This is a genomic window from Tessaracoccus rhinocerotis (assembly GCF_007197885.1).
Classification (GTDB): Bacteria; Actinomycetota; Actinomycetes; order Propionibacteriales; family Propionibacteriaceae; genus Arachnia; species Arachnia rhinocerotis.
Map to the genome: position 1 here is coordinate 214,417 of NZ_VKKG01000002.1, position 14,356 is coordinate 228,772.

12 protein-coding genes, 1 tRNA gene and 1 pseudogene are annotated in these 14,356 nt (G+C 70.9%); 13 read left to right on the plus strand and 1 reads right to left on the minus strand.

Annotation, left to right across the window (positions count from 1 at the left end):
- Positions 1-22: 22 nt before the first annotated feature.
- Entirely contained in the window at positions 23-3,523 is a 3,501-nt protein-coding gene (gene mfd, locus FOJ82_RS06060; protein ID WP_143937574.1) for a transcription-repair coupling factor, read from the plus strand.
- Positions 3,524-3,530: 7 nt separating this feature from the next.
- Here the strand turns inward: mfd and FOJ82_RS06065 are convergent, their stop codons facing one another.
- A complete protein-coding gene (locus FOJ82_RS06065; RefSeq protein WP_185975650.1) occupies positions 3,531-4,208 on the minus strand; it encodes a DUF1707 SHOCT-like domain-containing protein in 678 nt (225 codons plus the stop codon).
- Positions 4,209-4,279: 71 nt separating this feature from the next.
- On the opposite strand from FOJ82_RS06065, the gene FOJ82_RS06070 reads away from it, so the two are divergent.
- The 12 genes and pseudogenes from FOJ82_RS06070 to FOJ82_RS06125 all read left to right on the plus strand — a co-directional run bounded on the left by FOJ82_RS06070 (position 4,280) and on the right by FOJ82_RS06125 (position 14,356).
- Positions 4,280-4,774 (plus strand): hypothetical protein, encoded by a 495-nt coding sequence (locus tag FOJ82_RS06070; RefSeq protein ID WP_143937576.1) that lies wholly within the window; start codon positions 4,280-4,282, stop codon positions 4,772-4,774.
- A 41-nt stretch (positions 4,775-4,815) separates the two neighbouring features.
- Positions 4,816-5,397 (plus strand): nucleoside triphosphate pyrophosphohydrolase, encoded by a 582-nt coding sequence (locus FOJ82_RS06075; RefSeq protein ID WP_143937981.1) that lies wholly within the window; start codon positions 4,816-4,818, stop codon positions 5,395-5,397.
- 74 nt (positions 5,398-5,471) lie between these two features.
- Complete coding sequence (gene eno / locus FOJ82_RS06080) at positions 5,472-6,752, plus strand: phosphopyruvate hydratase (protein ID WP_143937577.1); 1,281 nt, start codon at positions 5,472-5,474, stop codon at positions 6,750-6,752.
- 31 nt (positions 6,753-6,783) lie between these two features.
- The gene (locus FOJ82_RS16645) at positions 6,784-7,446 is read left to right on the plus strand and encodes an FtsB family cell division protein (protein ID WP_143937578.1); all 663 of its coding nucleotides are present in this window, start codon (positions 6,784-6,786) and stop codon (positions 7,444-7,446) included.
- 7 nt (positions 7,447-7,453) lie between these two features.
- Positions 7,454-7,945, plus strand: coding sequence for a DUF501 domain-containing protein (locus FOJ82_RS16650; protein WP_246099778.1), 492 nt, complete (start codon positions 7,454-7,456; stop codon positions 7,943-7,945).
- On the plus strand, positions 7,927-8,862 hold the full coding sequence (locus FOJ82_RS06095) for a Ppx/GppA phosphatase family protein (RefSeq protein WP_185975681.1): 936 nt from the start codon (positions 7,927-7,929) through the stop codon (positions 8,860-8,862). Before FOJ82_RS16650 ends, FOJ82_RS06095 begins: the two co-directional genes overlap by 19 nt.
- A gap of 6 nt (positions 8,863-8,868) precedes the next feature.
- Positions 8,869-8,946 (plus strand) — tRNA-Leu (locus tag FOJ82_RS06100).
- A gap of 145 nt (positions 8,947-9,091) precedes the next feature.
- On the plus strand, positions 9,092-9,736 hold the full coding sequence (locus tag FOJ82_RS06105) for an RDD family protein (RefSeq protein WP_221933051.1): 645 nt from the start codon (positions 9,092-9,094) through the stop codon (positions 9,734-9,736).
- 32 nt (positions 9,737-9,768) lie between these two features.
- Complete coding sequence (locus FOJ82_RS06110; RefSeq protein WP_143937581.1) at positions 9,769-11,289, plus strand: deoxyguanosinetriphosphate triphosphohydrolase family protein; 1,521 nt, start codon at positions 9,769-9,771, stop codon at positions 11,287-11,289.
- A gap of 23 nt (positions 11,290-11,312) precedes the next feature.
- Positions 11,313-12,608: an alkylhydroperoxidase domain protein gene (locus FOJ82_RS06115; RefSeq protein WP_143937582.1), complete on the plus strand. Its 1,296-nt coding sequence runs from the start codon at positions 11,313-11,315 to the stop codon at positions 12,606-12,608.
- A 16-nt stretch (positions 12,609-12,624) separates the two neighbouring features.
- Positions 12,625-13,125 (plus strand): annotated as a pseudogene (locus tag FOJ82_RS17020) (DUF308 domain-containing protein); the annotation flags it as partial.
- A gap of 223 nt (positions 13,126-13,348) precedes the next feature.
- Complete coding sequence (locus FOJ82_RS06125) at positions 13,349-14,356, plus strand: alpha/beta fold hydrolase (protein WP_185975651.1); 1,008 nt, start codon at positions 13,349-13,351, stop codon at positions 14,354-14,356.

The following is a 14,356-nucleotide window of genomic DNA, read 5'->3' on the forward strand; positions in this document are numbered from 1 at the left end:
GGCGCTGGGGTAGGTTGGTCCGGTGAAGTTTGCCGGACTGGGCAGTGCCCTCGAATCAGATCCCGGAATCCGAGCCACCCTCACCGATGCCCGAGCGGCCGGTGTGAACACGCTCGACGTCACTGTCGTACCCGCATTCTTCCCCGTCGCAGCGGCCATGGTGGCCGCGGAGTCCGGCCGCACCGTCCTGCTGGTCACCTCCACCTACCGCGAGGCCGAGAACCTCACGGCCGAGGTGGGCAGCCTGTTGGGCGAGGACGCCGTCGCCTACTACCCGGCCTGGGAGACCCTGCCGCACGAGCGCCTCTCGCCGCGCGCCGACACCGTCGGACGGCGCCTCGCAGTGCTCCGCCGCCTCGCGGGCCGCGACCCCGAGCTGCCCGTGCCGAGCGTGGTCGTCGCCCCTGTCCGCTCACTGCTGCAGCCGCAGGTGCGGGGACTGGCCGACATGGCGCCGGTGGCCGTGAGGGTGGGGCAGGAGTACGACCTCACCCAGCTCATCACAGACCTGGTGGCAGCCGCCTACAACCGCGTGGACATGGTGGAGAGGCGCGGCGAGTTCGCGGTCCGCGGCGGCATCGTCGACGTCTTCCCACCCACCGAGGAGCACCCGGTCCGCATCGACTTCTTCGGCGACGAGGTGGAGGAGATCCGGTACTTCACGGTCGCCGACCAGCGCTCCACCGGCGACGTCGTGCAGGCCATCACCGCGTCGCCCTGCCGCGAGCTGCTCCTGACCGACGCCGTGAAGCTGCGCGCGAAGAAGCTCATGCAGCAGCACCCCGAGCTGTCCGACATGCTCGAGCGCATCAGCCAGGGCCACGCCGTCGAGGGCATGGAGGCGCTCACACCCGTGCTGGTCGACGGCCTCGAGATGCTCGTCGACGTGCTGCCCGAGCACTCCATCGTGCTCGCCACCTCCCCGGAGCTCGTCCGGGCCCGCGCCTCGGAACTCGTCACCACCAGCGAGGAGTTCCTCGAGGCCAGCTGGGCGGCCGCGGCGGGCGGCGGTCGGTCTCCCATCGACCTGCGCGGCTCCTCGTACTGGAGCCTCGGCGACGTCCGCCAGCACACCCTCGAGGTGGGCCACAAGTGGTGGTCCCTGACCCCGTTCGCGACGGAAGACTCCGACGACTCTGCAAGCGACTACGACGCCGGATCCGTGCACTCGCGCACCCTCGACATCTCCCAGCCCGACGGGTTCCGAGGGGACACCGAGGCGGCCGTGAACCACATCAGGGCCGCCGTCGCCGACGGTTGGCGCATGCTGATCTGCGTCGAGGGCAAGGGCCTGGCCTCGCGGATGGTGGAGCTCCTCGGCGAGCAGGGGCTCACGGCCGAGGTCACCGACCTCGAGGAGGAGCCGCGCAAGGGCGTGGTGGGGATCGTGCTGGCCTCGCTGCGGGTGGGTTGGCGTGCCGAGACCAGCCGGATCGAGCTCATCACCGCCGCCGACCTCTCCGGCCAGGTCGCCGATGCGCAGGCCCGCCGGAAGCTCCCCGCCCGCCGCAAGAACACCATCCAACCGCTCGAGCTCAAGGCCGGCGACCCGGTCGTCCACGAGGTGCACGGCGTCGGGCGGTTCGTTGACATGGTGAAGCGCGAGGTGCAGGGCGCCACCCGCGACTACCTCGTCATCGAGTACGCCCCCTCGAAGCGCGGCCACCCGGGCGACCGGGTCTTCGTGCCCATGGACCAGCTGGACCAGCTGACCCGCTACGTCGGCTCCGACGCCCCGGCGCTGGACAAGATGGGCGGCGCGGACTGGGGCAAGCGCAAGTCCCGCGCCCGCAAGGCCGTCCGCGAGATCTCCGCCGAGCTGATCAAGCTCTACGCCGCCAGGCAGGCCACCAAGGGCCACGCGTTCGGGCCGGACACTCCCTGGCAGCGGGAGTTGGAGGACGCGTTCGCCTACATCGAGACCCCCGACCAGCTGGAGGCGATCACCGAGGTCAAGCGCGACATGGAGAAGGTGGTCCCGATGGACCGCCTGATCTGCGGCGACGTCGGTTTCGGCAAGACCGAGATCGCGGTCAGGGCCGCATTCAAGGCCGTCGAGGACGGCAAGCAGGTGGCCGTGCTGGTCCCGACGACGCTGCTCGTGACCCAGCACTACCAGACCTTCGCGGGCCGGTTCGCGGGGTTCCCGGTCAGGATGGCCCAGCTCTCGCGCTTCCAGACCGACGCCGAGGTGCGCAAGATCCAGGAGGAGATCGCCAGCGGCCGCCTCGACGTGGTGGTGGGCACGCACCGGCTCCTGTCCAAGGAGACACACTTCAAGAACCTCGGCCTGGTGATCATCGACGAGGAGCAGCGCTTCGGGGTCGAGCACAAGGAGCGACTCAAGGAGTTGCGGGTGAACGTGGACGTGCTCTCCATGAGCGCCACGCCGATCCCACGCACCCTCGAGATCGCCATCACCGGCATCCGCGAGATGAGCGTCATCGCCACCCCGCCCGAGGAGCGCCACCCCGTCCTCACCTTCGCCGGACCCTACGACACCGCCCAGGTGCGCGCGGCCATCCGGCGCGAACTGGCTCGAGAGGGGCAGGTGTTCTTCGTCCACAACCGCGTGCAGACGATCGAGAAGACCGCAGCCCAGCTGCGCGAGCTGGTGCCCGAGGCCCGGGTCGTCACCGCCCACGGGCAGATGAACGAACACCGGCTGGAGCAGGTGATGCTCGACTTCGGCGAGCGTCGCGCCGACGTCCTGGTCTGCACCACCATCGTCGAGGCCGGCCTGGACATCTCGACGGCGAACACGCTGATCGTGGAGCGCTCCGACACGCTCGGCCTCTCCCAGCTGCACCAGCTCCGCGGCCGCGTCGGCCGCTCCACCGAGCGGGGGTACGCGTACTTCCTGTACCCGGCGGACAAGCCGCTCAGCGAGGCGTCGCACGAGCGACTGACCACCATGGCTTCCCACACCGACCTCGGCTCCGGCATGGCGATCGCGATGAAGGACCTCGAGTTGCGCGGCGCCGGCAACCTGCTCGGCGGCGAACAGTCCGGCCACATCGCCGACGTCGGCTTCGACATGTACCTGCGGCTCGTGGGCGAGGCCGTGGCCACCTTCCGGGGGGAGGACACCGAACCCGAGGTGCCGATGCGCATCGAGATCCCGGTGGAGGCACACATCCCGGAGGACTACATCTCCTCGGAGCGGCTGCGCCTGGAGATGTACAAGCAGATCGCCGAGATCCGTTCGGGCGAGGACATCGAGACGGTGCGCGCCGAGCTCACCGACCGCTACGGCGAGCCGCCCGCCTCCGTCGAGGGCCTCCTGGCCGTCTCCCGGCTGCGCAACCTCGCCCGCGAGCACGGCATCGAGGAGATCGTCGGCCAGGGCAAGTACATCCGGTTCTCACCGGCCAGCCTGCCCGAGTCCCGCCAGTTGCGACTCAACCGGCTCTACCCGGGCAGCGTCGTCAAGCAGGGGTCCGGCCAACTGCTGGTGCCCAAGCCCGCCGACGACGCCCTGGGCTGGGCCACGCACCTGGTGGAGGCGATCTTCAGCGCGTAGGGCGCCTTCAACCGGCCGTGACGGCGGGGGGCGAGGACGGGTTCTGTTCCAGGTGCTTGCGCTGCTTGTACTCGTCCCACCAGCTCGGGTGGCGCACCGTGACGGTTCCCGAGGTGGTGCCGCTGACCAGGATCCGCGGGTGGCCGCCCGTCGGGCGGGTGCGGACCTTCGACGTGGAGTAGGACTGGCCCGAGACGCGCAGGTCCTGGGTCGAGACGCCCCAGCCCTCGGGGACCACGATCAGCACCGTGGCGACGTTGCTGCCGCCGACCACTACCAGGTCGATGACCGGGGAGACGGTGATGGCGCGGGTGAAGTCCAGCCGGACCGTGGCCATGGCGGAGGCGTGCACCTCGAGGAACGGCGGCACCCGCCACTGGCCGAGCTGGGTCCGCGTCTGCTTCTCCTCGCCCAGCACCAGTGGGTTGTCCCAGCTGAAGCCCGGCCCCTCGCCGAGGACGGTCTCGTCGGTGATCACCGCGTCGAGGCGGTCCGGCTCCACCAGGTCCTCCAGCACGTCGACGATGTCGCCGCGCGTTCGGGCACCCATCGCCGTGTTCACGCGCCCGTCGAACTCGTCGAACCCGAGCCGGCCGTCGGCCACCGCCTCCCGCAACGTCGCGACCGCGTTGTCCCGTTGCTGGTTGGTCACGCGGAGTCGGTTCAGCTGTTCGTCGCGGGGCATGGCAGGCATTCTAGACGCCGTTGTCGGCCGTGTAGGATCGGCGTGGTTCCGCCCAGGAAGAAGGAAACCCGATGAAGTTTGCTCGTCTTGCAATGATGGTCCCCGCCGTCGCGGTCCTCGGGCTCGCCGCCTGCAGCCCCGCGCCGACGACCGCCGCCCAGGTGGGTGGTGAGACCATCACCGAGGCAACCCTGTCCTCGACCGTCGAGGGCTGCGCCGAACTCGGTGCCACCGCGACGCGTGCCGCGATGCTGACGCCGCTGGTGATCGGCGAGGCGGCCCGCCAGTTGGCGGACGAGGAGCGAGTCGACCTCGGCGGCCTCGACGAGGTCATGGCCGGCGACCCCCAGATCGCGCCCTACCTGGCGAACGAGGGCTGCGCCCGCGTGGGCGAGGCGCAGGCACTGCTCGGTCTGCTCTACACCGAACTGGGCCAGGACGTCGTGGTCGACGCGATCCTCGGCACCGACGTCACGGTCAACCCGCGCTACGGCGACTGGGACACCACCAACGGCGTGGTCGCCGGATCCGGCTCGATCTCCGTCCCGGCCGACTCCCAGGGCTGAGGCCCTCGGTGACCTCCCAGCTGGAGCGGCTCCGCGACGTGATGTCGCGGCTGCGGACGGACTGCCCCTGGGATGCCTCACAGACCCACGAGTCACTGCTGAACCACCTCATCGAGGAGACCTGCGAGGTGGTCGACGCCGTCGAGGCCGGCTCCGACGACGACCTCCGCGAGGAGCTCGGCGACGTCCTGCTGCAGGTCTACTTCCACGCCCAGATCGCCACCGACGAGGGCCGCTTCACCATCGACGACGTCGCCGCCGGCATCTCGGACAAGCTGGTCCGCCGCCACCCGCACGTCTTCGCCTCCGACGACGCCCCCGAGGACATCCACGGCTCCTGGGAGCAGGCAAAGCAACGCGAGAAGGGCCGCAGGTCCGCCCTCGAGGGCATCGCCCAGTCGATGAGCTCCGTCGCCCGCGCCCACAAGGTGATCTCCCGCAGCCGGGCCCACAAGGTGCCCGTCGAACTGCCCTCCGACCCCGTCACCGCCGACGAGGTGGGCGCCCAGGTACTCGACCTCGTCGCCCGCGCCCAGGCCAGCGGGATCGACGCCGACGCGGCCATCCGCAGTGCGCTGCGGGAGCTCGAGACACGGATCGAAACGGCCGAACGGACAACCTGAACCCCCCGGTCACACCCGGCAGCCATTTGGATAGGCTGGGCAACGCAGAACCTGACTCTTTGGAAAGGGAGCACATGGCATCCATCGAATTCATCGAAGCCCGCGAGATCCTCGACTCGCGTGGCAACCCCACCGTCGAGGTCGAGGTCCAGCTCGACTCCGGCGCGGGCGGCCGTGCGGCTGTCCCGTCCGGCGCCTCCACCGGTGCCTTCGAGGCCGTCGAGCTGCGTGACGGCGACAAGTCCCGCTACGGCGGCAAGGGCGTCCTGACCGCGGTCAAGAACGTCGTCGACGTGATCGGTGAAGAGATCCTCGGCTTCGACGCGAGCGAGCAGCGCCTCATCGACCTCGCCATGATCGAGCTCGACGGCACCCCCAACAAGGCCAAGCTCGGAGCGAACGCCATCCTCGGCGTCTCCCTCGCCGTGGCACACGCCGCCGCTGAGGAGGCCGAGTTGCCGCTGTACCGCTACGTCGGTGGCCCCAACGCGCACATCCTGCCCGTCCCGATGATGAACATCCTCAACGGTGGGTCGCACGCCGACTCCAACGTCGACATCCAGGAGTTCATGATCGCCCCGATCGGCGCGGAGACCTTCGCCGAGGCGGTCGAGATGGGTGCCGGTGTCTACCACGCACTCAAGAAGGTCCTCAAGGACCGTGGCCTGTCCACCGGCCTCGGTGACGAGGGTGGCTTCGCCCCCAACCTCGAGAGCAACCGCGCTGCCCTCGACCTGATCCTCGAGGCCATCAAGAACGCCGGCTACGAGGCCGGCTCGCAGGTGGCCCTCGCCCTCGACGTCGCCGCGTCGGAGTTCTTCTCCAACGGCGTCTACAAGTTCGAGGGTGCGGACAAGTCGTCGGAGGAGATGATCGAGTACTACGCCGGCCTCGTCGCCGACTACCCGCTCGTCTCCATCGAGGACCCGCTGAACGAGGAGGACTGGGACGGCTGGAAGGCCATGACCGACCGTCTCGGTGACAAGGTCCAGATCGTCGGCGACGACCTGTTCGTCACCAACGTCGAGCGCCTCCAGCGTGGCATCGACACGAGCACCGCCAATGCGCTGCTCGTGAAGGTCAACCAGATCGGTTCCCTCTCGGACACCATCGACGCCGTGGAACTCGCGCACCGCAACGGCTTCAAGACGATGATGAGCCACCGCTCCGGCGAGACCGAGGACACCACCATCGCGGACCTCGCCGTCGCCCTCGGCTGCGGCCAGATCAAGTCCGGCGCCCCCGCACGCACGGACCGCGTCGCGAAGTACAACCAGCTGCTGCGCATCGAGCAGGACCTCGACGACGCCGCAACCTACGCCGGACGTTCCGCCTTCCCGCGTTTCCAGGGCTGAACTTCAACCATGATGGGGGACACTGGTCCTGATGGCCAGAGTCTCTCGTAACAAACCGACGAGCACCGGTCCGGGAAGCGGTTCACCCCGCTCCCGGACCGCTGCGCGTCCTGGTGAGCGCGCCGCCAGCCAGCGCACGCGCACCCGCCCCGTCGACCCCCGCGGCACAGAGTCCGGGTCCACGCCGGGCTCGCCCAGCACGCCACCGCGCCCGTCGGCCAGCCGCGCCCTGAGCGTCACGTGGCGGCTCCTGCTGCTCGGCGTGGTGGTGGCCGTCATCGCCGTGACCCTGGCCCAGAGCCTGCGCGTCTACTTCGTCCAGGCCGAGCAGATCGCCGAGCTGCGCGCCGAGATCGAGGCCACCCGAGCCGAGATCGACGACCTCGAGGACCAGCTGGCCCGTTGGGAGGACCCCGCCTATGTCGAGGCCCAGGCGCGCGAACGGCTCGGCTGGGTGTTCCCTGGCGAGGTGGGCTACCGCGTCATCGGACCCGACGGCGAACCCATCGGCGGCGACTCGGACGTGCTCGCCACCGAGGAGGAGCCCGCTCCTGGGCTCTGGTGGGAGAAGATGTGGGGCACCGTCGCGATGGCGGACCAGCCCGTCGCCGAACCGGAGGCCAGCCCGACACCGTCGGACGACGTCACGATCGGGGTCTCGCCCGAGCCGAGCCCCAGCAACTCGGAGGAGTGATCCACCAGTGAACGAACCGACCAGCGCAGACCTCGACAGCATCGAGGCCCAGCTCGGCCGTCCCCCGCGCGGCGTCGCCGAGGTGGCCTGGCGCTGCCCCTGCGGCAAGCCCGGCGTCGTCAAGACGATGCCGCGCCTGCCCGGCGGCACGCCGTTCCCCACCACCTACTACCTGACCTGCCCCCGCGCCACCGCGGCGGTCTCCACGCTCGAGGCCTCCGGCCTGATGGCCGAGATGACGCAGCGCCTCGGCGAGGACGAGGAACTGGCGCAGGCCTACCGCGCCGCCCACGAGTCCTACCTGACCGACCGTGCGGAACTGGGCGCGGTGCCCGAGATCGACGGCATCTCCGCCGGCGGGATGCCCACGCGGGTGAAGTGCCTGCACGTCCTGGTCGGCCACGCGCTGGCGAAGGGCCCCGGCGTGAACCCGCTGGGTGACGAGGCCGTCGAAGCCATCGGGGAGTTCTGGCAGCGCCCCTGTCTGGAGGACGAATGAGCACCACCGTCGCAGCAATAGACTGCGGTACCAACTCCGTGCGCCTGCTGGTCGTGAGGCGCGACGACGACGGCACCACCACCGAGCTCGCCCGCGTGGTGCGCCTCGCGCAGCTGGGTCAGGGTGTGGACGCCACGGGTGAGTTCCACCCGGAGGCGCTGGAGCGCACGTTCATCGTCTGCGACGAGTTCGCCCAGCTGATCGCCGACCACGGCGTCGGGCGCACCCGGTTCGTGGCCACCTCGGCGGCCCGCGACGCCCACAACCGCCAGATCTTCTTCGACGGCGTCCGTGAGCGCCTGGGTGTCGAGGTCGAGGTGATCTCGGGCGACGAGGAGGCAGCGCTGTCCACAGCCGGCGTGCTGAGCGGCGTCGGTGCCGCGACGCCCGCGCTGGTCTTCGACATCGGCGGCGGCTCCACTGAGCTGATCGTCGTCGAGGAGGGTCGCGTGCTCTCCACGGCCACCAGCCTGGACATCGGCGCGGTCCGGATCACCGAGCGGTTCCTGCACTCGGACCCGCGCACCGCCGACGACGAGGCCGCGGCCCGCGCGCACATCTCGTCGGTCCTGGACGCCTCGGGGGTGGACTTCTCCCGGATCGAGACGGCCATCGGGGTGGCCGGCACCACCACCAGCGTCGCCGCCCACGTGCTCGGCCTGGTGGAGTACGCCCGGGAGGCGGTCCACCGGGCACGCCTCCAGCGCGACGACATCGTCAGCACCACCAGGCGCTGGCTCGCGATGCCGGTCGAGGAGATCGCGCACGAGCCGTTCATGCACCCGTTGCGCGCGAAGGTGATCGGCGGGGGAGTGCTCATCCTCGACGAGATCTCGGCCCGGGTGCCGGGCGGCAGCGTGCTGGTGAGCGAGACCGACATCCTGGACGGCATCGTGCTGGGGATGCTGGCAGAGTAGTTGTCGGCCCCCGTGGCCCAACTGGCAGAGGCAAGCGGCTTAAACCCGCTCCAGGTGCGGGTTCGATTCCCGTCGGGGGTACCAGCGGTGAGTCAACCCGTTCCATCTTGCCGCCGGGGGGTGCGTCTGCCACGCGGACTTCCGGCTCATGCGCAGGTGGAGGCGCTAGAGTCCCTCGGTATTGGTGCAATCTGCACGTTTTGAATATCGATCACGAAGAGGTGTCCCGATGTCCGACCCGAACCAGCCGAACATGTCCCCGGAGAACGCCCCGCCGCCCGGCAACTTCCAGCAGCCCGGGCCGCCCTATGGCCAGCAGCCGGGCCAGCCCTACGGCCAGCAGCCCGGGCAGCCCTACGGCCAGCCGAGCAGCAGGGTCGGGCAGCCGGGCGAGCTCCTCGACCGGTTCCTCGCCCGCCTGATCGACTTCGCCGTCCTCGTCGTCGCCGGCTCCATCATCGTCGGATTCCTCGTGGTCAGCCTCCTGATGGGCGGCTCGTTCGGGGTCTTCGGCATGGGTGGCGGCAACTTCCTGAGCAGCCTGGTCAGCTCGGTGCTGATGGCGGCCCTGTACCTGGGCTACTTCGCCTACTTCGAGTCGAGCCGTGGGCAGACCCTCGGCAAGATGGTGATAAAGCTCGAGACGCGCGGACCCGACGGTGGGCGTCCCACCATGGAGCAGGCCGTCAAGCGCAACATCTGGGTGGCCATGGGCATCCTCGGCGTCATCCCGATCCTCGGCGGGCTCCTCGCGGGCGTCGGCCAGCTGGTCGCGATGATCCTGATCGCGGTCGGCATCAACGGCGACGTCGCGGGCCGTCGCGGATGGCACGACAAGTTCGCCGACGGGACGCAGGTCGTCAAGATCGGCTGACGCCGACCGCCTCGGAAAGTGGAAGAAGGACGATGCAGCGGACGATTCGCAGGGAGCGCGAACCCATCGACGCCCCGGAGTTCGCGGACGGGGACACCCCGTTCCGCACGGACCTGGAGCGGATAAGGTTCTCGCCCTACTTCGCCCGGCTGTCGGCCGTCACACAGGTCATCGGGCAGACCTCGGCCGGGCCGCTGGTGCACAACCGCCTGACGCACTCGCTCAAGGTGACGGCCGTGGCACGCTCCGTGGCGGTGGAGCTTGCCGCCAAGCTCGCGGAGGCCGAGAACCTCCCGCCCGAGTTCGTCTGCGACCCGGTGGTGGCGCAGGCTGCGGCCAGCGCCCACGACCTGGGGCACCCGCCATTCGGCCACCTCGGGGAGTCGGTCCTCGACCGGCTCGCCCGGGAGACCCTCGGCCTGGCCGACGGCTTCGAGGGCAACGCCCAGACCTACCGGATCATCTCCACCCTCGACGTCTGCCACGGCCCCTCCAGGGGACTGAACCTGACCGCGGCCAGCCGCTCCGCCGTCGCGAAGTACCCGTGGACCCCGGCGGTCGACGTCTCCGGGTTGGAGGGCGGGCCACTGCCGCCGGGACTGCGGATGGCCGCCGACGGCCTGAGCGTGCGCAAGTACTCCGCCTACTTCCTCGACGCCGACGACCTCGCGCACGCCCGCGAGCACGCCCACGGCCTGCTCCCGCTGCAGCAGTCGCTCGAGGGGTCTGTGATGGACATCTCCGACGACATCGCCTACTCCATCCACGACGTCGACGACTTCCACCGCGCCGGACTGCTCAGCCAGGGCGCCGTGTCCCGCGAGTTCCGCGAGTGGGTCGACAATGCCACGGAACTGCGCGACCTCGACGACGGGCAGTTGCTGCTCCAGCACGCCCGCCCGGGCAGCGCCCTGGAGCTGCTGCGCCGCAAGCTGCACCGCGACGACCCCTGGATCGCCGACGACGACGCCTTCGTCGCCGCGGTGAGGGAGGTCTCCGAGGATCTTGTCGACGGGCTGCTCGCCGGTGACTTCGACGGCTCCATCGCAGCTGAGCGGGCGCTGTCGTCGTTCACGAACAGATGGATCCACCACCTGCAGGACTCAGTCGTCCTCGCGCCCCGCGACAATCCCCGCACCGGCCTGGTCACCCTCAACCGGCAGGCGTGGCACGACGTGGAGGTGATGAAGTTCGTCCACCGCCAGTTCGGCCTGAACCGCTCCGACATCGCCCTCTACCAGCGGGGACTGAGTCGTGTGCTGCTGCGCGTGGTGAAGGGGTTGACCGCGTGGCTGGCCGACACCCCTGACCGGCTGCGGGTGCCGCCGCGGTTGCAGGAACTGGTGGAGATCGCCACCGAGGGGTACGACCGGCTGGCCCGGGAACGCCCGGAGGGGATCCCGCTGGTCGAGCCGGGCGAGGTCCGTCGCCTCGGCCGGGGCCGGGGCGTGCTCGACTACGTCGCGTCCCTGTCCGACGGACAGGCGATCGCGGTCTCCGAGGCGATCGACGGCCGCCCGGACAAGCTCTGGGACATCGGCCAGAGCCTGTAGCCGCGGGCCGATAACCTTGCGCCATGACTGACATCATCGACGCACTGACGGGCATCGCCACCGGCGACGTGCTCGACGTGGCCCGCTCCCGGCGACCCGAAGCGAAGCGGCACGCCCAGGGCAGCTTCGAGGCGCTGTTCCAGCCGCTCGACGCCTCGCACGTCACCCTGCCCGAGCGGGCGGCGGTTGCACTGTTCGTCGCACGCCTGCACGGCCAGTGGGCCGCCGTGCAGTTCTACGGCACGCTGCTGCGCGAGACCGGGGGAGGGGACGTGCTCGAGCCCGTCATCGTGGCGGAGGCGGACCGCGCCTCGGGCGCGGGGCCCTACGGCGCCTTCCGCGCCGAGAACGCGCCGGAGAGCGTTCCCGGGCTCGAGTACGCGGTGGACTCGGTGGAGGCCAGCTACGCGGTGCCCGACCGGCTCGCGGCCGCCCTCGAGCACGCGCACTTCCTCGTGTTCCACCCCCGGGACGCCGCCCGCGAACGGCTCCAGCGCCTCCTCGACGACGGCTGGAGCACCACGGGTGTGGTGACACTGTCCCAGCTGGTGTCATTCCTCACCTTCCAGCTCCGGGTGATCCACGGACTCACGGTGCTCCGGGAAGCCGACGGCGGGGCCTCCGCGGCACCGGCTGCCGGATCCCTCGCCGCGCTGGCGTCCGAGGTCGCAGCCGCAGCTGAGCGACGCCTCGGCGACGCGGCGGGGAAGCCCGCGGACGATGCGGCCGAACAGCTCCCACCTGCCCCGAAGGTGGACGAGCCCGCACGGTTCACCCAGGACAGCCTCGGCTGGAAGCCGTGGCTCACGCCGCTGGCGGCCTCGGACTTCACCGAGGCCCACTACGAGGCCCTCGTCGAGCGCGACCGCGTCCACATGCCCTACTTCCGCCTGCTGGCCCGTGACCCGGAGGCGCTGCGCGAGCGCACCCTCACGGACATGGACATCTTCTACAACACCGACGGCGGTCTGCCGCGCGCGGACCGGGAACTGGCCGCTGCGGCGGCCTCCAGGTTCAACGGCTGCGTGTTCTGCGCCTCCGTGCACTCCCGCTTCGCGACCGAGCAGGGAGCCGACCGCGACGACGTCCAGCGACTCCTCGACGAAGGTGTCGCCGCTCGCATCGCTCCGCGCTGGGACGCGCTCGTGGACGCAACGGTGGCACTCACGGCCACGCCACCGCGTTTCGGGACCGACGAGCTGGCCGGGCTGCGGAACGCGGGGCTGGACGAGCTCGAGCTGCTGGACATGGTCCAGGCCGGGGCCTTCTTCAACTGGGCCAACCGGCTGATGCTCGCCCTCGGCGAGCCCACCCGGTAGTGGCTGCGGGCAGTCGATGACGGACCGGGCGCGCACCGTCACGACGCTGCCGTGGTGGCTGGGCGGACTGCTCGGGATCGCGTGCGTGGTGCTGGGCTGCCTGCTGGCACTGAGGCCGTTTCGTTCCCTGGGCGTGCTCGTGGTGCTGCTGGCCGTCGGGCTGGTGCTGGTGGGGGTGGCCCTGCTCGTGGAGCGCTCGGGCAGGGGAGCGGCGTCGAACGCGGCGGGCGGCGCGGCGGTGCTCGCAGCCATTGCGGTCCTGGCGGTGCCGGGACTGACCATCCGCGTGCTCACGTTCGTCGTGGCGGGGGTCCTCGTCCTCACCGGCCTGGTGAGGATCCTCACGGCCCGGCGGCGCGAACCGGGACAGCGGCTCAGCACGGTCCTGCTCGGCTCGGCCAGCGTCCTGCTCGGGGTGGTGGCGCTGGCCTGGCCGGACGTCACCGTGCTGGTGATCGCCGCTGTGTTCGGGGTGCAGCTGGTGCTGTTCGGGGGCGGTCAGGTGGCCGAGGCCTGGCGCCGCCGACCGGGCGCTCCGGAGCCCGCAGGGCGGGATCGGGGTCCGCGTCGGCCCTGGCGCACGGCTGGGTGCGGCGGCCGCGCTGCTGGCGGCGGCGGGGCTGCTCCTGCTGAGCATCCGCCTCACGGGGCATCCGCAGCCGGACGACTTCTACGTCGCCCCCGCCGACCTCGGTTCGCAGCCGGGCGAACTGCTGCGCGCCGAGGCCTTCACCACCGACGTGCCCGAGGGCGCCAACGGCTGGCGCATCCTCTACACCACCACGCTGGACGACGACACCCCCGCGGTCGCCTCGGCCCTGGTCATCGCCCCCGACGACGGGGCGGAGCACCCCGTGGTGGCCTGGGCGCACGGCACCACGGGCCAGGCCACCGGCTGCGCGCCGTCGCTCCTGGAACACCCGTTCGAGGCCGGGGCGATGCCCGACCTGCCCGCCACGCTCACGCAGGGCTGGGCCGTCGTCGCCCCCGACTACCCGGGCCTGGGCACCGCCGGCTCGCACCCCTACCTGTTGGGGGAGCCCACCGCCCGCTCGGTGCTCGACGCCATCCGGGCCGCGCAGGGTCTCGAGGAGGCAGGGCTCGCGGGGCGCACCGTCGTCTGGGGTCACTCGCAGGGCGGGCACGCAGCGCTGTGGACCGGGGGGCTGGCCGCTGCCTACGCGCCCGAGCTGGACCTCCTCGGCGTCGTCGCCATGGCGCCCGCGGCGAACCTGCCCAGGCTGCTCGAGGACCTGACGACGTCCCCGATCGGTCCCGTGTTCGGCGCCTACGTGATGGCTGCCTGGGCCGACGCCGACCCGTCGGTCCGGCTCGTCGACTACGTCCGCCCCGCCGGACGCATCGGGATGGAGGAGATGGCCGGCCGCTGCCTCAGTGACCCGTCGGTGATCGTCTCCGTGGCCACGGCGATCCTCGGCCGCGACCCGGTCTGGCACGGCGACCCGGCGCGCGGCCCGGTGCTCGCCCTGGCCGAGTCGAACGTCCCCACGCTGCCGATCGAGGCGCCGCTGCTGCTGGCCCAGGGGGAGGCGGACACCCTGGTGCGCCCGGACGCCCAGCGCGACTACGTGGCGCAACGCTGCGAGGCCGGCCAGGAGCTGGAGTACCGCACCTATCCCGGGCTGGACCACATGGGATTGGTGAGCGGCGACTCGCAGCTGCTGGCCGACCTCGTGGAGTGGACCGGCGCGCGGTTCGCGGGTGGGGACTGGTCACCCACCTGCTGA